19 protein-coding genes and 1 tRNA gene are annotated in these 19,620 nt (G+C 71.1%); 12 read left to right on the plus strand and 8 right to left on the minus strand.

The window, feature by feature from the left end; translation table 11 throughout:
- Positions 1-232: 232 nt before the first annotated feature.
- Together HHX35_RS17265 and HHX35_RS17270 are read right to left on the minus strand one after the other, a co-directional pair.
- Complete coding sequence (locus HHX35_RS17265) at positions 233-1,240, minus strand: TetR family transcriptional regulator (protein ID WP_310739142.1); 1,008 nt, start codon at positions 1,238-1,240, stop codon at positions 233-235.
- Positions 1,241-1,496: 256 nt separating this feature from the next.
- Positions 1,497-2,435 carry an acyl-CoA desaturase gene (locus tag HHX35_RS17270; RefSeq protein ID WP_182899829.1) on the minus strand — a complete coding sequence of 313 codons (939 nt, stop codon included), beginning with the start codon at positions 2,433-2,435 and terminating at the stop codon, positions 1,497-1,499.
- Positions 2,436-2,892: 457 nt separating this feature from the next.
- Here HHX35_RS17270 and HHX35_RS17275 point away from each other — a divergent pair.
- The 3 genes from HHX35_RS17275 to HHX35_RS17285 all read left to right on the plus strand — a co-directional run bounded on the left by HHX35_RS17275 (position 2,893) and on the right by HHX35_RS17285 (position 5,852).
- Positions 2,893-2,963, plus strand: a tRNA-Gln gene (locus HHX35_RS17275).
- 182 nt (positions 2,964-3,145) lie between these two features.
- A complete protein-coding gene (gene glmU, locus HHX35_RS17280; RefSeq protein WP_182899830.1) occupies positions 3,146-4,624 on the plus strand; it encodes a bifunctional UDP-N-acetylglucosamine diphosphorylase/glucosamine-1-phosphate N-acetyltransferase GlmU in 1,479 nt (492 codons plus the stop codon).
- Between the two features lie 250 nt (positions 4,625-4,874).
- Positions 4,875-5,852 carry a ribose-phosphate diphosphokinase gene (locus HHX35_RS17285; RefSeq protein ID WP_142565047.1) on the plus strand — a complete coding sequence of 326 codons (978 nt, stop codon included), beginning with the start codon at positions 4,875-4,877 and terminating at the stop codon, positions 5,850-5,852.
- 55 nt (positions 5,853-5,907) lie between these two features.
- Here the strand turns inward: HHX35_RS17285 and trpS are convergent, their stop codons facing one another.
- Positions 5,908-6,987: a tryptophan--tRNA ligase gene (gene trpS, locus HHX35_RS17290; RefSeq protein WP_182899831.1), complete on the minus strand. Its 1,080-nt coding sequence runs from the start codon at positions 6,985-6,987 to the stop codon at positions 5,908-5,910.
- Between the two features lie 291 nt (positions 6,988-7,278).
- On the opposite strand from trpS, the gene HHX35_RS17295 reads away from it, so the two are divergent.
- On the plus strand, positions 7,279-7,875 hold the full coding sequence (locus HHX35_RS17295; protein ID WP_182899832.1) for a 50S ribosomal protein L25/general stress protein Ctc: 597 nt from the start codon (positions 7,279-7,281) through the stop codon (positions 7,873-7,875).
- A gap of 81 nt (positions 7,876-7,956) precedes the next feature.
- A complete protein-coding gene (pth, locus tag HHX35_RS17300) occupies positions 7,957-8,568 on the plus strand; it encodes an aminoacyl-tRNA hydrolase (RefSeq protein WP_182899833.1) in 612 nt (203 codons plus the stop codon).
- Here the strand turns inward: pth and HHX35_RS17305 are convergent.
- A complete protein-coding gene (locus HHX35_RS17305) occupies positions 8,543-9,208 on the minus strand; it encodes an exonuclease (RefSeq protein WP_220505541.1) in 666 nt (221 codons plus the stop codon). The genes pth and HHX35_RS17305 overlap by 26 nt on opposite strands.
- A gap of 75 nt (positions 9,209-9,283) precedes the next feature.
- Here HHX35_RS17305 and HHX35_RS17310 point away from each other — a divergent pair, with 75 nt between their 5' ends.
- From HHX35_RS17310 to cysN, 4 genes are read left to right on the plus strand one after another with little or no spacing between them, the layout of a single operon-like run.
- Positions 9,284-10,747 carry a sugar transferase gene (locus tag HHX35_RS17310; protein ID WP_396780279.1) on the plus strand — a complete coding sequence of 488 codons (1,464 nt, stop codon included), beginning with the start codon at positions 9,284-9,286 and terminating at the stop codon, positions 10,745-10,747.
- A gap of 3 nt (positions 10,748-10,750) precedes the next feature.
- Positions 10,751-11,524, plus strand: a complete 774-nt coding sequence (locus HHX35_RS17315; RefSeq protein WP_182899834.1) for a 3'(2'),5'-bisphosphate nucleotidase CysQ — start codon at positions 10,751-10,753, stop codon at positions 11,522-11,524.
- An 11-nt stretch (positions 11,525-11,535) separates the two neighbouring features.
- Positions 11,536-12,450: a sulfate adenylyltransferase subunit CysD gene (cysD, locus tag HHX35_RS17320; protein WP_139577273.1), complete on the plus strand. Its 915-nt coding sequence runs from the start codon at positions 11,536-11,538 to the stop codon at positions 12,448-12,450.
- Entirely contained in the window at positions 12,450-13,712 is a 1,263-nt protein-coding gene (gene cysN / locus HHX35_RS17325; protein ID WP_139577274.1) for a sulfate adenylyltransferase subunit CysN, read from the plus strand. Before cysD ends, cysN begins: the two co-directional genes overlap by 1 nt.
- Positions 13,713-13,912: 200 nt before the next feature.
- Here the strand turns inward: cysN and HHX35_RS17330 are convergent, their stop codons facing one another.
- The 4 genes from HHX35_RS17330 to HHX35_RS17345 are packed head-to-tail and all read right to left on the minus strand — an operon-like array spanning position 13,913 to position 16,760.
- Positions 13,913-15,145 (minus strand): FAD-dependent oxidoreductase, encoded by a 1,233-nt coding sequence (locus tag HHX35_RS17330; RefSeq protein ID WP_182899835.1) that lies wholly within the window; start codon positions 15,143-15,145, stop codon positions 13,913-13,915.
- 17 nt (positions 15,146-15,162) lie between these two features.
- On the minus strand, positions 15,163-15,762 hold the full coding sequence (gene folE / locus HHX35_RS17335; RefSeq protein WP_182899836.1) for a GTP cyclohydrolase I FolE: 600 nt from the start codon (positions 15,760-15,762) through the stop codon (positions 15,163-15,165).
- Between the two features lies 1 nt (position 15,763).
- Complete coding sequence (locus HHX35_RS17340; protein WP_182899837.1) at positions 15,764-16,192, minus strand: hypothetical protein; 429 nt, start codon at positions 16,190-16,192, stop codon at positions 15,764-15,766.
- Positions 16,193-16,226: 34 nt separating this feature from the next.
- Entirely contained in the window at positions 16,227-16,760 is a 534-nt protein-coding gene (locus HHX35_RS17345) for a DUF2231 domain-containing protein (RefSeq protein ID WP_182899838.1), read from the minus strand.
- A 128-nt stretch (positions 16,761-16,888) separates the two neighbouring features.
- On the opposite strand from HHX35_RS17345, the gene HHX35_RS17350 reads away from it, so the two are divergent.
- The 3 genes from HHX35_RS17350 to HHX35_RS17360 all read left to right on the plus strand — a co-directional run bounded on the left by HHX35_RS17350 (position 16,889) and on the right by HHX35_RS17360 (position 19,576).
- Complete coding sequence (locus HHX35_RS17350) at positions 16,889-17,578, plus strand: metalloregulator ArsR/SmtB family transcription factor (RefSeq protein WP_182899839.1); 690 nt, start codon at positions 16,889-16,891, stop codon at positions 17,576-17,578.
- A gap of 130 nt (positions 17,579-17,708) precedes the next feature.
- Positions 17,709-18,632, plus strand: coding sequence for a sulfotransferase (locus tag HHX35_RS17355; protein ID WP_310739143.1), 924 nt, complete (start codon positions 17,709-17,711; stop codon positions 18,630-18,632).
- Positions 18,629-19,576: a glycosyltransferase family 2 protein gene (locus tag HHX35_RS17360; protein WP_182899840.1), complete on the plus strand. Its 948-nt coding sequence runs from the start codon at positions 18,629-18,631 to the stop codon at positions 19,574-19,576. The genes HHX35_RS17355 and HHX35_RS17360 overlap by 4 nt, the downstream gene beginning before the upstream one ends.
- Positions 19,577-19,620 lie beyond the last annotated feature (44 nt).

The raw sequence follows: 19,620 nt of genomic DNA on the forward strand, positions 1-19,620 counted from the left end.
AAGCGTCAGGCCGGTTTCGGCGGGCCGCGTTCTCCCTGATCGCCGCGCCTCCCGCGCATCGGCGACCGCCGCCACGAACCGCCTCCCACGCGTCGCCGGCCGCCTCCCGCAAGCCGCTTCCCGCGCGTCGCCGGCCGCCTCCCGCGAGCCGCTTCCCGCGCGTTGTTCACCGCCGCCGTGAGCGGCTTTCCGCGGTGTCCCGGCGAGCTCCCCCGAGTCGCAGGCGGGACGGTCAGATCTCCCCGTGCTGCTGCCGGTCGAATCCCTTCGCCCGCTCGCGCTGCAGGCGTTCCAGTTCCTTGGCCCGCTCGCGCTGGCGGCGTTCGAGCTCCTTGGCGCGTTCTCGCTGCTCTCGCTCCTGCGCCTTCTCCTGCTCGCGGCGGAGCTTCTCCTGCTCCTTCGTCTGCCGTTCGAGCTCCTTGGCGCGTTCGCGCTGATCGCGTTCCTTGGTCTTCTCCAGCTCGCGCTGCTGGCGTTCGAGCTGCTTGGCGCGTTCGCGCTGCTCTCGCTCGCGTGCCTTCTCCTGCTCGCGGCGGAGCTTCTCCTGCTCCTTCGAATCGCGCTCGGCGGGTCTCGCCGTACGGGTCTCCGCGGCGGGGGACAGGACCAGGCCGCGTGTCGCGGCGGTGAGCGCGGGATTGGGATCGAGGCCGGTCAGGCCGTTCCAGGACAGGTTCACCAGGTGGGCGGCGACCTCCTCGCGGCGCGGCTTGCGCACCTCGAGCCACCACTGCCCGGTGAGAGCGGTCATCCCCACGAGCATCTGGGCGTACATCGGCGCGAGCTTGGGGTCGTAGCCGCGCTCCACGAACTCGTCCGCCAGGACGTCCTCCACCTGGCTGGCGATGTCGCTGATCAGGCTGGCGAAGGTGCCCGTACCCGAGGCGGCGTGGGAGTCGCGGACCAGGATGCGGAAGCCCTCGCTGCTCTCCTCGATGTACTGAAGGAGGGCGAGCGCGGCCCGCTCCAGCTTGACGCGGGCGTGCGAGGCCGACAGGGCCTGGGTGACCAGGCTGAGCAGGCGCTGCATCTCCCGGTCGATGACGACGGCGTAGATGCCCTCCTTGCCGCCGAAGTGCTCGTACACCACGGGCTTGGACACCTTGGCGCTGGCCGCGATCTCCTCGACCGAGGTGCCGTCGAAGCCCTTGTCCGCGAACAGGGCACGGCCGACCTGGATCAGCTGCTCGCGCCGTTCCGCGCCGGTCATGCGTCTTCGGGATCGAGAGGACTCGCTCACGGGTTCCATCATGGCGGGTGCGGCAACCCGGACCCGGCTCGGGCCGGTTGCCGTCTTCCGGGGAGAAGTCGCCCGACGCGCCGGTACGGCCACCGCGGAGGCGGGGGCCGTACGAGTGCCGGTGCCGGCGGGCGCCGGGAGGGCGGATGTGGCGGGCACCGCTGAAGAAGAGGGTGCCGACGCGGGGGGTGTCGGTGTGAGGGACAGGGCCGCCGCGTTCCGGAGAGCGACCCTGCCGTCAGCGCTGACTGAGTCGTCAGGCAATTCGCTTCGCCGCCAGCCGCTCCGGGGTCGGCCAGCGCACGTCGTGGGCCCATCCGGCCTTCTCGAACCAGCGGATCATGCCCGCGCTGAGGTCGATCTGGCCCTTGAGTGCGCCGTGCCGGGCGCAGGTGGGGTCGGAGTGGTGCAGGTTGTGCCACGACTCGCCGAACGACGGGATGGCCAGCCACCAGACGTTGCGGGACTTGTCGCGCGACTCGAACACCTCCTCGCCGAACACGTGGCAGATGGAGTTGATCGACCAGGTGACGTGGTGCAGCAGCCCGATCCGCATCAGCGTGCCCCAGAAGAACGCGGTCAGCGCGCCCTGCCACGACCAGGTGATCAGACCGCCGAGGACCGGCGGGAGCAGCAGGGAGGTGATCGCCAACGGGGGGAACCACCGGTGCAGCTTCATGATGTCCGGGTCCTTGAGCAGGTCCGGGGCGTACTTGGCGCGGTTGACGCGCTCGACCTCGAAGAGCCAGCCCACGTGCGCGTACAGCAGGCCCTTGCACATCGACTTGAAGCCGGGCCCGAACCGCCATGGCGAGTGCGGGTCGCCCTCCTTGTCGGAGAACTTGTGGTGCTTGCGGTGGGCGGCGACCCAGTCCAGCACCGACATCTCCAGCGAGAGGCTGCCGGCGATCCCGAGGGCGATCTTCAGAGGCCGGTTGGCCTTGAACGAGCCGTGTGTGAAATAGCGGTGGAACCCGACCGTGACCCCCAAGCCGGAGACGACGTAGAACACGGCGGCGATCGCGATGTCCGTCCAGCCCAGGCCCCATCCCCAGGCGAACGGCACCGCGGCGATCACCGCGAGGATCGGGAGACCGACGACGAGTGCGAAGACGACCAGATCGGCTTTGCTCTTGCCTTCCGGCTCGAACTCCGGCTTCGGCTGTGGTGAGGGACGTTCGGTCAGGACGGTCATGGGCTACCTCACGAGATGGGGAAGATTGTCTGGCTACGGAACCGTAACCTACGCCATCGTAAGTTAGGAATCCCTAAGAGCGAATGTGTGGAAGGTGACGCTCCGGGCCACATCTGGTGGCGAATCCACGCCTTGCACCAACGGTCGGCCATCTGGTAGTGCCTCGTACTCACTTCCGGCCGCGTCGCCGATGCCGCGGCGTCCACGCCGACCTGCCCGGAATGGTGTCTCGGTAACATCCGGATTCGCCGTACTTCAGGCCATACGTGGGCGGGTCAGGCGGGCGGGTGATGCCGGGCCGCCCGGCTCCGGCGCGGGCCTGCCGGAGCGGTCGTACGGAGCGGGCCGGGCCGACGATGCGCTGAATTTTGGGGGCGCGCGCCAGGGGGACGGCTCTGTATCCTGAGTGCGGGTTCCGGCGGCTGCCGGAACCCGGCAAAACGGCACTTCGCGCCCTTCCCGGGTCGTCTAGGGGCAAGACTACAGATTTTGGTTCTGTCAACGGAGGTTCGAATCCTCCCCCGGGAGCCTGTTCATTCGGCCGTCCGAGCCCCAGGGGGGCTGGTTCCCTTCTGGGGTACGGCAGGTAAGCTCACCTTGTCGAGCGGGTGACCGTGCGGTTCCTGGGTACTGGACGCGTGGGAAGCCGCACCCGATTTGTACAGTCACGATCCGTGTAGTAAGCCGCGACGCCGAGGGAGCCTCAGTCCGTGAGTGTGCCGCGCCCGGCAGCCGTGATCGTCCTCGCCGCCGGCGAGGGCACCCGGATGAAATCGAAAACCCCCAAAGTCCTGCACGAGGTCTGCGGCCGAACGCTCGTCGACCACATGCTCGCCGCCGCACGCGGCCTGTCGCCCGAGCGGCTGATCGTGGTCATCGGGCACGCGCGCGAGCAGGTCGGCGCTCATCTCGCGACGACCTCCGTGGACGCCCGCACGGTCGTCCAGGACAAGCAGAACGGCACCGGCCACGCCGTGCGCACCGCGCTCGAAGCCGAGGGCCCGATCGACGGCACCGTCCTGGTGACGTACGGCGACACGCCGCTGCTGCGCACCGAGACCCTGGCGGCCCTGCTCGAGCGGCACGCCGCCGACGGCAACGCCGTCACGGTGCTGACCGCCGTCGTCCCCGACCCGACCGGCTACGGCCGGATCGTGCGTGCCGAGGACGGCGCGGTGCTGGAGATCGTCGAGGAGAAGGACGCGACCCCCGAGCAGCGTGCGATCGCCGAGATGAACTCGGGTGTGTACGCCTTCGACGGCGCGCTCCTGGCCGACGGCCTGAAGCGGATCGGCGCCGCCAACGCCCAGGGCGAGGAGTATCTGACCGACGTGCTGGCCATCCTCCGCGAGGACGGCCACCGGGTGGGCGCGCACGTGGCCGCCGACCACGCCGAGGTCGAGGGCGTCAACGACCGCGTCCAGCTCGCCTTCGTCCGGCGCGTGCTCAACGACCGCATCCTGCAGGCGCACATGCGCGCCGGGGTGACCGTCGTCGACCCGCCCAGCACATGGGTCGACGCCGGGGTCGAGATGGAGCCCGACGCCGTGATCCACCCCGGCACCCAGCTCAAGGGCGCCACCAGGATCGGGGCGGGAGCCGAGGTCGGGCCGGGCAGCACGCTGACCGACACGGTCGTCGGCGAGGACGCGATCGTGCGCAACACCGTCGCCGACGGCGCGGAGATCGGTCCCGGCGCCGCCGTGGGCCCCTTCGCCTACCTGCGCCCCGGCACCGTGCTCGGTGCCAAGGGCAAGATCGGCGCGTTCGTCGAGACCAAGAACGCGCGGATCGGCGAGGGCTCCAAGGTCCCGCACCTGACGTACGTCGGCGACGCGACCATCGGGGTCGGCTCGAACATCGGTGCCGCCTGCGTCTTCGTCAACTACGACGGCGTCTCCAAGCACCACACGGTCGTGGGCGACCACGTGCGCGTGGGCAGCGACAACATGCTCGTCGCCCCGGTCACGATCGGCGACGGAGCGTACACGGCCGCCGGATCCGTGATCACATCCGACGTGCCGCCCGGGGCGATGGCGGTCGCCCGCGGCAAACAGCGCAACGTCGAGGGCTGGGTGACGCGCCGCCGCGCCGGCACCAAGTCGGCGGAGGCGGCCCGGCGGGCGATCGAAGCCCGCGACGCGGCCGCGGCGAACGGCGGAGACCCCGCCGGTGATCAGGGCCGGTGATCAGGGCCGGCGATCAGGACCACCTGCGGCCCGCCTCCCCGCGGGCCGTACGGGGACAGGTAAGAGTACGAGGCGCGGTCTGACCGCGTAGCGCCGAAGGGCCAGGCCAGGAGGACACCGTGACCGACCACATCGACCGGGCGAAGGGGTTTTCGAGCCCCGGGCGAGGCGAGGGAACGGCGTTACGGCCGGCCCGGCCCCAGAACCAGGCCCGGTACGGCGAACAGGCTCGACACGCGAGGAGCGCGGCATGAGCGGCAAGAAGACGACCGGTGAGCGGAACCTGATGTTCTTCTCCGGCCGGTCCCACCCCGAACTGGCCGACGAGGTCGCGAACGCCCTCGGCGTCGAGATCACACCGACGGCGCTGCGTGACTTCGCCAACGGCGAGATCTACGTGCGATACCTGGAGTCCGTGCGCGGCTGCGACGCCTTCGTCATGCAGAGCCACACCGCGCCGATCAACCAGTGGATCATGGAGCAGCTGATCATGGTGGACGCCCTCAAGCGGGCCTCCGCCAAGCGGGTCACCGTGATCATGCCCTTCTACGGCTACAGCCGGCAGGACAAGAAGGGCCGCGGCCGCGAGCCCATCACCGCCAGGCTGATGGCCGACCTGTTCAAGCAGGCGGGCGCCGACCGGATGATGTCCATCGACCTGCACACCTCCCAGATCCAGGGCTTCTTCGACGGTCCGGTGGACCACCTGTTCGCCCTGCCGGTCCTGATCAACTACCTGCGCGGCAAGCTCGACCCGGAGACCACCACGATCGTCTCTCCCGACACCGGCCGCGTACGGCTGGCCGAGCGCTGGTCCGACAGCCTGGGCACACCGGTGGCGTTCATCCACAAGCGGCGCGACCTCGACGTGGCCAACCAGGTGAAGGTGCACGAGGTGGTCGGCAAGGTGCGCGGCAGGACCTGCGTGCTGATCGACGACATGATCGACACGGGCGGCTCGATCTGCAAGGCGGCCGACGCGCTGTACGAGCACGGCGCGACCGACGTCATCGTGGCCGCCACGCACGCCATCTTCTCCGACCCGGCCGTGGACCGGCTCAAGAACTCCCGCATCTCCGAGGTGGTCGTGACCAACACGCTGCCCATCCCGGAGGAGAAGAGGTTCGACAGCCTCACGGTTCTGTCGATCGCCCCGCTGATCGCCCGGGCGATCACCGAGGTCTTCACCGACGGCTCCGTCACCAGCCTCTTCGAGGGCGACAGCTGAGCGGTGCGGGCCCCCGGTCTGGTCGGACGGCCGTCCGGGGGCCCGCGCGCGTCCTTCAGTAGAGGGCCTTCATCGCCTCCCGCACCTCCTTGAGGGTGTCGTCGGCGATGGCGTTGGCCCACTCGTTGCCGTCGCGAAGCACCCGGCGGATGTGGGCGCGGTCCAGGGCCAGCTCGGCGCGCCGTGCCCGGATGGGCGCGAAGTGATCGTTGACCGCGTCGGTGACGACGGCCTTCAGCGCGGCCGCTCCCCGGCCGCCGATCTCCTCGGCCACCTCGTGCGGGTCGCGGTCCAGGCACAGCGCGGCCAGAAGGACCAGGCTGGCGACCTCGGGCCGGGCCACCGGGTCGTACGTGATGTGGCGGTCCGCGTCGGTCTTGGCGCCGCGGATCATCCGGGCGGTCTCGTCGGCGGTCGCGGCCAGGGCGATGGCGTTGCCCCGGCTCTTGCTCATCTTGCCTCCGTCGGTGCCGAGCAACAGCGGGGCCGCGGACAGCAGAGCCTCCGGCTCGGGGAACACCGGACCGTAGCGGCTGTTGAAGCGGCGTGCGACGGTGCGTGCCACCTCCAGATGAGGCAGCTGATCCTGACCGACAGGCACGAGGCCGGCCTTGCAGAACAGGATGTCGGCGGCCTGGTGGACCGGATAGGTGAACATCAGCCCGCTGACCGCCGACTGACTCGAGTGGGCGATCTCGTCCTTGACCGTGGGGTTGCGGCCCAGCTCCGCGACGGAGACCAGGCTGAGGAACGGCAGCAGCAGCTGGTTCAGCGCGGGGACCGCGCTGTGCGTGAAAACGGTGGCCCGGTCCGGGTCGATGCCCACGGCCAGGTAGTCGAGCACCAGGTCCTCCACGTGCTCCGCGAGCCGGTCGGCGACGTCGCGGTCGGTCAGGACCTGGTAGTCCGCGACGAGCACCATCATGTCCACGCCCAGGTTCTGGAGGCGGACGCGGTTGTGCAGGGTGCCGAAATAGTGCCCCAGGTGCAGCCGCCCGGTCGGCCGGTCCCCGGTCAGCGCGCGGAACCGTCCGGGCCGCTCATGGATCTGTCTCTCCAGCTCGGCGCTGCGGCGCCGCGCGGCCGGTACGCCGAGCTCGTCGTCGTCCGGAGTGGTGTCGAGGATGGTGGTCATGTGTTCTCCCTTGGCAGGTGGTCCGCCGTTCCGACGGCGACCCCTCGTCCAGGGAGCACGAAAAAGGGCCGTCCATCCGAACGGCCCGGTCGTACGCGTGTGAGATGGCCGCTCCTACGTGGAGCGCCACCAGCCCTGACACAACGTACGAATCACGCGGCCAGTGTAACGGCCACCGAGGGACTGCCGGCAAGACGGTAGAGTGGTGGGGTTGCGCTCGTAACGCCTTCCGCTAGGGCGGGTGAGGGGGAGCGCGTCAATCCGCCGACGAGCATCCCTAGGAGATGTGCCGTGTCCGAAGTACGTATCGCCGCCGAGCTTCGCAACGAGTTCGGCAAGGGCGCCGCCCGCAAGATCCGCCGGGGGAACAAGGTCCCCGCCGTCCTCTACGGCCACGGCACCGAGCCCAAGCACCTGACGCTCCCCGGCCACGAGCTGCTGCTCGCGCTGCGCACGCCCAACGTGCTCATCCGCCTGCAGGGCGAGGGCGTGGACGAGATCGCGCTGCCCAAGGGCGTCCAGCGCGACCCGATCAAGGGCTTCCTGGAGCACGTCGACCTGCTGCTGGTCAAGCGCGGCGAGAAGGTCACCGTCGAGATCCCGGTCACCGTCACCGGCGACACGATCGGCAGCGCCATCGTCGAGCAGCAGCTCGTCACGATCTCGGTCGAGACCGAGGCGACCCACATCCCGACCGGCGTCGAGGTCGACGTGGACGGCAAGGACGCCGGCTTCGCGGTGCACGCGAGCGACCTGAAGCTGCCGGACGGCACCACGCTGGCGGGCGACCCCGAGGCCCTGGTGCTGCAGGTGATCGGCGCCCCGACCGCCGAGCTGCCCGGGGAGGGCGAGGCCGCCGAGGGCGAGAGCGCCGAGGCCGCCGAGTAGGACCTGTTCGTGAGAGAGTCCTCCACAGGGTGTCCTGTGGAGGACTCTTCCATGTGGGGAAAGACAGCGGAGGAGACAGCGATGTCCGACACGTCCGCGCAGCGGTGGCTGGTGGCGGGCTTGGGCAACCCCGGGCCGGAGTACGCCGGGAACCGGCACAACGCGGGCTTCATGGTGCTCGACGAGCTGGCGGCCCGGGTGGGCAGGCGGTTCAAGGCGCACAGGTCGCGGGCCGAGGTGGTCGAGGGCCGCCTGGCCGCGCTCCCGGTCGTGCTGGCCAAGCCGCTGTCGTTCATGAACCTGTCGGGCGGCCCGGTGAAGGCGCTGGCCGACTTCTACAAGGTGACCCCCGACCGGGTGATCGTGGTCCACGACGAGCTGGACATCCCGTACGGGGCGCTGCGCGCGAAGACCGGCGGCGGGGACAACGGCCACAACGGCCTGAAGTCGATCACGAAGACGCTCGGCACACGCGACTACCCGCGGATCAGGTTCGGCATCGGCCGCCCGCCGGGCCGCATGGACGCGGCGACGTTCGTGCTGCGCGACTTCGCCACCGCCGAGCGCAAGGACCTGCCCTTCCTCGTGGACCGGGCGGCCGACATGGTGGAGTCGCTGATGACCGCCGGTCTGGAGGCGACGCAGAACCGCTTCCACGCCGCCGACCTCAATCCGGCGAAGCCTCCCCGCTGAGATCCGGCGAGGCCGCCCCGCCGACGCCGCCCGCGGGCGCCACGCCGCTCGCGTCGCGCCCGCGGGCGGCACCCGGCCACAGCATGAGGTTCTGCAGCAGTTCCGCCTGCTCGATGGCGTCGTCGAGCGCGTTGTGGGTGTGCGGGCGCCGCGCCCGCACCTCGCGCGGCATCTGGCGCTTGGTCGCCCAGGCCACCGGCACCACGGCCTTGGCGGCGTACAGCGTCTTGATGTCGATGCACCGGGAGTGGCCGAAGGGCGACTGCCCGGTGAAGCGGAGGAAGTACCAGTACATCCACATCCAGTCATAAGACAGTGGGAAGGCCGCGAGCACCGGCAGATCGTCGCCGCAGACCTCGCGCACCCAGGCCGCCGCCTCCGTCATCGCCTCGGCCGGGTCGCGTCCCTCACGCAGCAGCGTCGCCCGGTCGAGGCCGCTCACCGCCAGCGCCTCCGCCACCCAGTCGTCGCTGATCGGCCGTAACTCCGCGTAGAACGTCAGGGACTCCGGGTCGGTCCGCTCGAACCGCCGCCCGGTCATCCGGCCGGCCACGGTCATGCCGAAGCTGACCATCGAGTACGGCCCGGGAATCGGGCCGTCCGCCTCGACATCAACCGATATGTACGTTTCGGCTTTCAACGAATCTCCCTGAGACGCCGGGGTGAGGCCGCTAGCATTCCATCACCGTCGGTATTGACAGGATTACGGGGGGCGATGGTGCTGGACGGTGACACGTCCTCGGTCGCCGTCGGCACGTCCCGGGACTCGCCCGCCCATCCGATGCCGCGGCCTCCCGAGTGGGCCGTCCGGTATCGGCTCACCGCGGCCGTCTGCGACATCGTGGGCGCCCTTCTCGCGGGGGTCACCGCCGTGGTGATCCGGTTCGGCGAGGTTACTCCGTACGTGATGCCCTATGTGATGGCGAGCGCCGCGCTGCCCGCCGTCTGGGCGGTGATCCTGGTGCTGAGCCGGGCGTACGAGCCGCGCCTGATCGGCGTGGGGGCGGAGGAGTTCCGCCGGGTCGCACGGGGCGGCTTCACGTTGATCGCGGGTGTCGCGATCGCGGCGTACGCGTCGAAGACCGAGATCGCCCGCGGCTACGTGCTGATCGCGCTGCCGCTCGCCACCGTGCTCACCCTCGGGGCGAGGTACGGCCTGCGGCAGCGGCTGCACCGCAGGCGGGCCAGGGGTGAGGGCTGCATGCGCAGGGTCGTGGTGGTGGGCCACCGGGCGGCGATCGCCGAGCTGGTCGGCACCTTCCGCAGGGAGCGCTACCACGGGATGGAGGTGGTGGCCGCCTGCGTGCCCACCGGCGCCGCCGGCCGGGTCGCGGACGTGCCGGTGCTCGGCGACTTCACCGACGTGCCGCTGGTGGTCGAGCAGGTCCGGGCGGACACGGTGGCGGTGCTCGCCTGCCCCGAGCTGGACGGCACGGCGCTGCGCAGGCTGGCCTGGCGGCTGGAGCGGACGCGCACCGACCTCGTGGTGGCGCCCGCGCTGATGGAGGTGGCCGGCCCGCGGATCGCGATCCGCCCCATCGCCGGGCTCCCGCTGCTGCACGTGGAGCATCCCGAGCTGGCGGGAGGGCGGCGGCTGGTCAAGGGCGTGTTCGACCGGCTGGTCGCCGCCGCCGCGCTGGTCGTGCTCGCCCCGCTGCTGGCCGCCGTCGCCGTGGCCGTGCGGGCGACCGGCCCTGGGCCCGTCCTGTTCCGCCAGCGGCGGGTCGGCAGGGACGGCGTGGAGTTCACGATCCTGAAGTTCCGCACGATGCGCCGGGACGCGGAGGCCCGCAAGGTCGAGCTGGTCAGCGACGCCGACGGCGTGCTGTTCAAGGTGCGGAGAGACCCGCGGGTGACCCGGCTCGGCGCCGCGCTGCGGCGTTACTCGCTCGACGAGCTGCCGCAGCTGTTCAACGTCATACGGGGCGACATGTCGCTCGTCGGACCGCGCCCGCCGCTGCCCGAGGAGGTCGCGCGGTATGGCGACGACGTGCGCCGCAGGCTCGTGGTGCGGCCCGGGATGACCGGGCTCTGGCAGGTAAACGGCCGATCCGACCTGTCCTGGGAGGAATCGGTACGGTTGGACCTACGTTATGTCGAGAACTGGTCTCTCATGCTGGATCTGCAGATCTTATGGAAGACGTGGTCTGCGGTCGCAGGCGGGGCGGGAGCGTACTGAGAAATGACGATGCGGGACGACCATTCCCTCGCCGGTGAGCTGGCGACGGAGGCGGGGGAGCGGCTCCTGGAGCTGCGCGCCCGTCTCGGGTTCGAGGACGGCCGGGCGCTGAAGGACGCCGGGGACCGCGCGTCCCACGAGTTCCTCATGGACGCCCTGAGGCGGCTGCGGCCGGACGACGCCGTGCTGTCGGAGGAGGCGACCCGCGAGGAGCGGATGGACCCCCGGCGGCTGTCGGCCGAGCGCGTCTGGATCGTCGATCCTCTCGACGGCACCCGTGAGTTCTCCGAGCAGGGCCGCGCCGACTGGGCCGTCCACGTGGCCCTGTGGGAACGCGGCGCCCTCACCGCCGGAGCGGTCGCCCTGCCGGCCCAGGGTCGTACGCTGACGACGGCGGCGCCGCCCGAGCTGCCGGAGAAGGTGCGCGAGCCGTTCCGCATCGCGGTCAGCCGCACCCGGCCGCCCGAGTTCGTCCGTGAGCTGGCCGCCCGCCACGGCGGGGAACTCGTCCCCATCGGCTCGGCCGGTGCCAAGATCGCCGCGGTCCTCACCGGAGAGGTCGAGGCGTACGTGCACGCCGGGGGCCAGTACGAGTGGGACTCGGCCGCGCCGGTCGCGGTGGCGGTCGCGGCGGGGGCCCACGCGAGCAGGATCGACGGCTCACCCCTGACCTACAACCAGGGGGACCCCTGGCTGCCGGATATCCTGGTCTCCCTACCGGATCTGGCGCCAACGTTGCTCGCCGGAATCCGTGACCTGCATCGCCAGACTCCGTGAAGGAAGTCCCCATGCTTCAGCGTGACTACACCACGTCACAGCTCGACGTGCTCGAGGCCGAGGCGATCCACATCATGCGTGAGGTCGCGGCCGAGTTCGAGCGCCCGTGTCTGCTCTTCTCCGGCGGCAAGGACTCCATCGTCATGCTGCGGGTCGCCGAGAAGGCCTTCTGGCCGGCGCCGATCCCCTTCCCCCTGATGCACGTCGACACCGGGCACAACTTCCCCGAGGTCATCGAGTTCCGCGACCGGCGGGTCGCCGAGCTGGGCGCGCGGCTGGTGGTCGCGTCGGTCCAGGCGTCGATCGACGCCGGGCGGGTGGTCGAGCAGACCGGGCGGCGGGCCTCCCGTAACCGGCTGCAGACCACGACGCTGCTGGACGCCATCGAGGAGCACGAGTTCGACGCGGTGTTCGGCGGGGCCCGGCGCGACGAGGAGAAGGCCCGGGCCAAGGAGCGGGTGTTCTCCTTCCGCGACGAGTTCGGCCAGTGGGACCCGAAGAACCAGCGCCCCGAACTCTGGAACCTCTACAACACCAAGATCAGCAGGGGCGAGCACATCCGCGTGTTCCCGCTGTCGAACTGGACCGAGCTGGACGTGTGGCACTACATCCGGCGTGAGGGCATCGAGATCCCGTCGATCTACTTCTCCCACACCCGCACGGTCTTCGAGCGCGATGCCATGCTGCTGGCCGACTCCGAGGTGGTCCAGCGGGGCGACGACGAGCCCACGTTCGAGGCCGTCGTCCGCTACCGCACCGTCGGCGACATGACCTGCACCGGCGCGGTCGCCTCGACCGCCACCACGATCGACCAGATCATCGACGAGATCGCCGCCACCCGGATCACCGAGCGCGGCGCCACCCGCGCCGACGACCGGGCCTCCGAGGCCGCCATGGAAGATCGCAAGAAGGAAGGCTACTTCTGATGGACATCCTTCGTTTCGCGACGGCGGGCAGCGTCGACGACGGCAAGTCGACGCTGATCGGGCGGCTGCTGTTCGACTCCAAGGCGATCTTCGAGGACCAGCTCGAAGCGGTCGAGCGCACCTCCCGCGATCGGGGCACGGAGTACACCGACCTGTCGCTGCTCACCGACGGTCTGCGGGCCGAGCGCGAGCAGGGCATCACGATCGACGTGGCCTACCGCTACTTCGCCACGCCCAAGCGGAAGTTCATCATCGCCGACACCCCCGGGCACATCCAGTACACCCGGAACATGGTCACCGGCGCCTCCACCGCCGACCTGGCGATCATCCTGATCGACGCGCGCAAGGGCGTGCTGGAGCAGTCGCGGCGGCACGCCTTCCTCACGACGCTGCTGCGGGTGCCGCACCTCGTGCTCGCGGTCAACAAGATGGACCTCGTCGACTACTCCGAGGCCCGGTTCGAGGAGATCCGCGAGGAGTTCACCGCGTTCGCCAGCAAGTTGAACGCGTCCGACCTCACGTTCATCCCGATCTCGGCGCTGCACGGCGACAACGTGGTCTCCCGCTCGGAGAACATGCCGTGGTACGAGGGCTCCTCGCTGCTGCACCACCTGGAGAACGTGCACATCGCCTCCGACCGCAACCTGGTCGACGTGCGCTTCCCCGTGCAGTACGTCATCCGCCCGCACAGCGCGACCAGCCAGGAGTTGCACGACTACCGGGGATACGCGGGGCAGGTCGCGGGCGGCGTGCTCAAGCCGGGCGACGAGGTGCTGCACCTGCCCTCCGGCCTGACCACGACGATCACCGGGATCGACACCTTCGACGGCCCGGTGGAGGAGGCGTTCGCGCCGATGTCGGTCACCCTGCGCCTGGGCGACGACATCGACATCTCCCGGGGCGACATGATCTGCCGGCCGAACAACCAGCCGCAGGCCGCCCAGGAGATCGACGCGATGATCTGCTGGATGGCCGACGGCCTGAAGCTCCAGCCGCGTTCCAAGCTGATCATCAAGCACACCACCCGTACGGCCCGGGCTCTCGTGCGGGACCTGCACTACCGGCTCGACGTCAACACCCTGCACCGGGACGAGTCGGCCACCGCACTCGGCCTCAACGAGATCGGCCGGGTGTCGCTGCGGACGACCCAGCCGTTGTTCGTGGACGACTACGCCCGCAACCGCCTCACCGGCGGCTTCATCCTGATCGACGAGGCCACCAACGGCACCGTCGGCGCCGGGATGATCGTCGACGCGCGCTGACCGGCGCTTCCCGAAGGACCTCTGGGAGGTCCCGCTCGGGGACGGCCTGCGAGGGCGAGGCACAGGGCGGCACAGCGCAGCGCAGCGCAAGGGAAGCACAGGGCAGCGCTACAGCTCATTCGGCGGCGCTGCCCGTGCCCGCCCTTCAGGCCCCGTGTTCAGGTCCTGTGGAGACCGTCGGCGGGGTGTCTGATCAAGGGTCAGGCTTCCCCGCTCTGAGGAGCGGCGAGGGTCTCCAGTGGCCGGCCGGTGTCGGCCAGCGCTTGGGGCGTGACGGGTGTTCCGGTGCGTATCAACGTCTTGATCGGCTCGACGACGTCCCAGACGTTGACGTTCATGCCGGCCAGGACGCGATCGCCGCTGAGCCAGAAGGCGACGAACTCCCGGGCCGCGACGTCACCCCGGAAGACGACCTGGTCGTAGCCGCCGGGCTCGACGTGGCCGACGTACTCCATGCCGAGGTCGTACTGGTCCGTGTAGAAGTAGGGCAGCTCCTCGTAGACCGCCTCCCGGCCCAGCATGGTGGCGGCGGCGACCGCGGGCTGTTTGAGCGCGTTGGCCCAGTGTTCGACCCGTACGTGCCTGCCCAGCAGAGGGTGGTAGGCATTGGCGACGTCCCCGGCGGCGACGATGTCCGGGTCGCCGGTCCGCAGGGTCGCGTCCACCACGATGCCGTTGTCCACGTGCAACCCGGCGCTCAGGGCGAGCCGTACGTCGGGTTCGGCGCCGACACCGACGAGGACGGCGTCGACGTCGATCTCGCCGCCGTCGCCCAGACGTACGCCCGAGGGGGTGATCTCGCTGACGGTGACCCCGAGCCGGAGGTCGACGCCGTGGTCGCGGTGCAGGTCGGCGAAGACCTGGGCCGCCTCGGGCCCGAGCACGCGCAGCAGGGGCAGCGGCGCCGTCTCCAGCACGGTGACCGCGACGCCGGCCTGCCGGGCGGCGGCGGTGACCTCCAGCCCGATCCAGCCGGCCCCGATCACCGCCAGCCGGGACACGCTCCCGAGGACGCCCTTGAGCGCCTCGCAGTCCTCGATCCGGCGCAGGTAGCGCACGTGGGGTGCTGCTGCGCCGGGGATCGGCGGCCTTCGCGGGCGGGCCCCGGTGGCCAGCAGCAATCTGTCGTATTCGATCGCGCTGCCGTCGGCCAGTTCGACGCGGTGGGCGCCGCGGTCGAGGCCCGCCGCGGCGACGCCGAGCCGCAGCTCGACGTCGTGGTCGGCGTACCAGCCTTCCTGGTGGACGAAGACGCCGGCCCGGTCGGTCTTGCCCGTCAGGTAGCCCTTGGACAGCGGGGGCCGCTCATAGGGGCGGTGCGGCTCGGCGCCGATCAGCGTGATCCGCCCGTCGAATCCCTGCTCGCGCAGGGCTTCGGCGGCTTTGGCGCCGGCCAGGCCGGCTCCCACGATCACGAACCTCTGCTGTGTCACGGCGATGGTCTCCTTGCTCAGGTGCGGGTGCCGGTGAGGGCGAAGAACTCCTGACGGGATCGGGCGTCCTCCCGGAGTATGCCCAGCAGCGTCGAGGTGACGGTGGTCGAGCCGACGGCCCGTACGCCCCGCAGAGTCATGCAGGTGTGCTCGGCCTCGATCACGACGCCGACCCCCGCGGGTCGCAACCGGTCGGCGAGCCAGTCGGCCACCTGTTTCGTGAGCCGTTCCTGGACCTGCGGCCGGCGGGCGAAGTGCTCGACGACGCGGGCCAGCTTGGACAGCCCGAGGATGCGGTCGCCGGGAAGGTAGCCGACATGCGCGACCCCGGCGAAGGGCAGCAGGTGATGCTCGCAGACCGAGCGGACCGGGATCGCCCGGGCCAGCACGAGCTCGTCGTAGCCCTCCTCGTTGGGGAAGGTGGTGAGGTCGAACGGGCGTGGCGTGAACAGCTCGGCATACGCCTTGGCCATCCGCGCCGGAGTCTCCCGCAGGCTCTCGGAATCCGTCGAGATGCCCAGCGCCTCCAGGAACTCGCCGGCCGCGCGCTCGGCGGCGGCCAGGTCCACACCGTCGCGCGGCTCGTCGATCACCCGCAGGGCGTTGGCGGAACGCATCTCAGCCGCCGCTCATGCCGAGCGCGGTCAGCAGCACCAGCACCACGGTGGCCACCGCCAGCAGACCGTGTCCGGCCACGACCGCGACCGGGAAGTGCCGCTCGGGCGGCCCCGCCGTGCCGGTGGCGCCGGGCCCGCCGGCCACCGCCGTACGGGCGCGGTAGGCGGGGATCCACCGGGCGAACATCGCGAAGCCCAGCAGCGCGACCGGGACCAGCAGGACCAGCGCGACCCACGCCAGGGCGGCGACGCCGGCGAACAGGTACGCGATCCACACGACCAGCCCGGCGGCGGCCAGCGCGAAGTGACCGAAGATCAGCCCTGGTGAGAAGCGACTGGTGCGCCGGCCGCCTCTGGCGATCCAGACGCCCAGCATCACGAAGCCGCCCACCGCGGTGAGCAACCACGTGACAAGTGCCGCGATACCCATGATGAATTCTCCTTCTGCGATGGTGGGATGAGGGTCAGCGCCGGAAACCGTCGGCCTGCGTGGCCTCGTCGGCCACCCGCACGCCGTAGCGGTAGGCGAGCTTGCCGCCCAGGTAGCCGGAGACCACGAGCAGCGCCAGGCTGCCCGCCGAGAGCAGCAGCGGGCCGAGCGCGACCGCGCCTGTCGCCGTGCCCGCCGCCGTGCCCGCCGCCGTGCCTGCCTGACGCCACAGGAAGCCGGCGGCGTACGCGGCGGTGATCACGAGGTTCACCGCCATGTGGAGCAGACCCGTGCGGAACGCCGGGGTGCCCGCCGGGATGGCGAACAGGTCGAGGAACCCGGCCATCGCCGCGGCCAGCGCGCCGAGCACGCCGATGGCGATCAGCCACTTCGAGCCCTCGGCGAGGAATCCCGGATTGGGCGCGAACCGGGACGCCAGGTCGAAGACCATGCTCGCCACCCACGCTCCGATGGGCACCGCGACCAGCATCGGGTGGAACGGATGGCCGTACGGCCCGGCCAGCACCGCGCTCACCGGTCGTTTCGCCTCGTGCAGCTCACCGGTCATCCGGACCTCCGCGTGCGACGTATTTACGCTAAAGAATGTTGGTCTTATTCGGCCTGGCAGTCAAGGAGTACGCGTACATGGGAGGGGATGATGTTTTCGACCGCGCTGGCGGGCGTTATCGTGGCAGGGTGACGACAGATCCCGCGATCAGTGCGGTGGCCGCACTGGACGACGTGCTGCGGCAGGGGATGTACGCCTACATCCGCAGGGCGCGCCGCCCGGTGAACCGGGACGAGGCCGCCGCCTCGGTCGGAATCTCCCGCAAGCTGGCCGCCTTCCATCTGGACAAACTGGTCGACGCCGGCCTGCTGCGCGCCCGCTATGAGGCGGTCGGCGGCATCCGCAAGGTCGGCCGCACCCCGAAGGTGTACGAACCGACCGAGACCGACATCCGCGTCACGATCCCCGAACGCCGGCACGAGGTGCTGGCCGACATCCTCATGGACGCCGTCCTCGCGGAGAGCGAAGGCGAAAGCGCCCGCCAGGCGGCGGTCCGGGTGGCCGGTCGGCACGGCGAAGAGATCGGCGCCGCGGAACGCGCCCGGGCCAAGCCCGGCCGGCTCGGCGCGGAACGCGCCCTCACGCTGCTCGAAAATCTGCTCGCGCGGCACGGCTTCGAGCCCGGCCGCGAGTCTCCCACCTGTGTGCGGCTGCGCAACTGCCCGTTCCATCCATTGGCGGCGCGAGCCCCCGAACTGGTCTGCGGGGTCAACCACGCCTTCCTCGACGGCATGCTCACCGGCCTGGAAGCCTCCAAGGTGCGGGCCGTCCTGGTGCCGCGCCCGGGGGAGTGCTGTGTCGAACTGCGCTCCTCCTGAGGCTTCCCCCGCCCCCGGTGATCCCGTTCCGCCGCAGGCGGCGGCCTCGTAGATCCTTTGGCGATCAGGGGTCGCCCGATTACCCTCCGCGCTAGGGTCGTCACGTTTCGCATCCATCCGTGGAGGACACGTGGCCGACGCTCAGCCGGTGATCTTCGTGGGCGGCCTCGGACGCAGCGGTAGCACTCTGCTCGAACGCCTCCTCGGCGAGGTGCCCGGCGTGGCGCCGCTCGGCGAGGTCGTCCACCTGTGGGACCGCGGCGTACGCGCCGACGAGCCCTGCGGCTGCGGGCAGCGGTTCTCCCAGTGCCCGTTCTGGGTCAAGGTGGGCGCCCGCGCGTTCGGACAGTGGCGGCAGAGCCAGGCGGGGTGGCTGCCCGGCCTGCGCGCCCGCGTCGACCGGACCCGCCGCGTGCCCGTTCTCGCTCTCGGGCTGACGACCCGTGAGGCCGAACTGGCCGAATACGTCCGGTCGTACGCGCGCATCTACGCGGCGGCGGCGGAGGTGGCCGACGCCCGGGTCGTCGTCGACTCCAGCAAGCACGCCTCCCTGGCGTACTGCCTAGCGGCGATCATGGATATGCGGGTCGTGCAGGTGGTGCGCGACCCGCGGGCGGTGGCCGCGTCGTGGCGGCGCAGGGTGCGCAGGCCCGAGGACGGGCGGCCGATGACCCGCTGGACGCCCGCGCGCACCGCCGTCCACTGGCTGGCCCAGAACCTGGCCTTCGAGGTGCTGCGCCGCAAGGGCGTGGAGGTCGTCCGGGTGCGTCACGAGGACCTGGTGCGGGATCCGCGCGCGACGCTGGGACGTCTGGCCGCGCGGCTCGGACTTCCCACCGGCGGGCTCGCCTTCCTGGACGACCGCGAAGCGCTGCTCGGCGTCGCGCACACCGTCTCCGGCAACCCGATGCGTTTCTCGGTGGGACCGATCGAGATACGCCACCGTCCGGCGCCCCTGCCCCGGTCCCAGCGGTGGCTGGTCACCGCGATCACCCTCCCCCTTCTTCTCTTCTACGGCTATCGCCTCGTCTACCGCCCGGGAGCGCGGCGATGAGGCCGTCCGTCGGCGTGGTCGTCCCCACCCGGGGCGACCGGCCCGGCCCGCTGCGGGCCGCGCTGACCGGGGTGCTCGCTCAGGAGTACGCCGGCCCTGTCGAGGTGGTGGTCGTGGCCGACGGTGTGTCCGCCTCCCTCGTCGCCCAGCAGGTGTCCGGCGTCTCCGGCTCCGCGACCTGTCCCAGGGCCGGATCGGAGGCGGGGGGAGCGGTCCGGAGCGTCCGCGTGCTGGGCAACCGGCGGGCGGCCGGCCTGCCGGGCGCGCGCAACACCGGGATCTCGGTGCTCGGCACGGACTTCGTCGCCTTCTGCGACGACGACGACCTCTGGCTGCCCGGCAAGCTGGCCGCCCAAGTCGCCGCGCTGGTGGAGGAGCCCGACGCCGGCTTCGCGAGTTGCGCCGTCGAGGTCGAGTACGGCGACCGCAGGGTGCCGCGGCTGGCCGGCACCGGCCGGGTGACCCATCGGCACCTCACCCGCTCGCGCATGATGATGGTGCACTCCTCGACCTTCCTGTTCCGCCGGGGCTGGACATGGGTGGACGAGAGCGCGCCGTCCGGTCAGAACGAGGACTGGGACCTCGCGCTGCGGGCCGCCTGGCGGCATCCGATCGTCCACGTCGATCGGCCGCTCGTGCGGGTGCGCTGGGGCTCTTCGCACTACATGGGGCGCTGGGCCGACCGGATCGCGGGGCTGGAGTGGATGCTCGCCCGGCATCCCGGGCTGGCGGCGGAACCGCGGGGCGCGGCCCGCGTCTACGGGCAGCTCGCCTTCTGCCACGCGGCCCTCGGCCGGCGGCGCGAGGCCGCCCGCTGGTCGCTGCGCGCCTTCTCCGCCCGGCCGGGTGAGCCGAGGGCGGCGGTGGCGCTGGCGGTCGCCGGAGGGCTGGTCAGCCCGCGCGCCGTGCTGCACGCCCTCCACCGTCGCGGCCACGGCATCTGATGGCCGAGCCCGCGCCGGCGCGTACGGCGGCCGTGGACCCGGCG

It is taken from the genome of Microbispora sp. H10830 (assembly GCF_014161375.1).
GTDB lineage: Bacteria > Actinomycetota > Actinomycetes > Streptosporangiales > Streptosporangiaceae > Microbispora > Microbispora catharanthi.

What these genes read in the sequence shown, in the direction of transcription:
- HHX35_RS17345 (WP_182899838.1), bottom strand. Translation starts at nt 16,760, where the DNA reads ATGACCGGTGAGCTGCACGAGGCGAAACGACCGGTGAGCGCGGTGCTG.
- HHX35_RS17315 (WP_182899834.1), top strand. Translation starts at nt 10,751, where the DNA reads ATGACGATGCGGGACGACCATTCCCTCGCCGGTGAGCTGGCGACGGAG.
- pth (WP_182899833.1), top strand. Translation starts at nt 7,957, where the DNA reads ATGTCCGACACGTCCGCGCAGCGGTGGCTGGTGGCGGGCTTGGGCAAC.
- HHX35_RS17340 (WP_182899837.1), bottom strand. Translation starts at nt 16,192, where the DNA reads ATGGGTATCGCGGCACTTGTCACGTGGTTGCTCACCGCGGTGGGCGGC.
- HHX35_RS17310 (WP_396780279.1), top strand. Translation starts at nt 9,284, where the DNA reads ATGGTGCTGGACGGTGACACGTCCTCGGTCGCCGTCGGCACGTCCCGG.
- folE (WP_182899836.1), bottom strand. Translation starts at nt 15,762, where the DNA reads ATGCGTTCCGCCAACGCCCTGCGGGTGATCGACGAGCCGCGCGACGGT.
- HHX35_RS17285 (WP_142565047.1), top strand. Translation starts at nt 4,875, where the DNA reads ATGAGCGGCAAGAAGACGACCGGTGAGCGGAACCTGATGTTCTTCTCC.
- cysD (WP_139577273.1), top strand. Translation starts at nt 11,536, where the DNA reads ATGCTTCAGCGTGACTACACCACGTCACAGCTCGACGTGCTCGAGGCC.
- HHX35_RS17360 (WP_182899840.1), top strand. Translation starts at nt 18,629, where the DNA reads ATGAGGCCGTCCGTCGGCGTGGTCGTCCCCACCCGGGGCGACCGGCCC.
- cysN (WP_139577274.1), top strand. Translation starts at nt 12,450, where the DNA reads ATGGACATCCTTCGTTTCGCGACGGCGGGCAGCGTCGACGACGGCAAG.
- trpS (WP_182899831.1), bottom strand. Translation starts at nt 6,987, where the DNA reads ATGACCACCATCCTCGACACCACTCCGGACGACGACGAGCTCGGCGTA.
- HHX35_RS17270 (WP_182899829.1), bottom strand. Translation starts at nt 2,435, where the DNA reads ATGACCGTCCTGACCGAACGTCCCTCACCACAGCCGAAGCCGGAGTTC.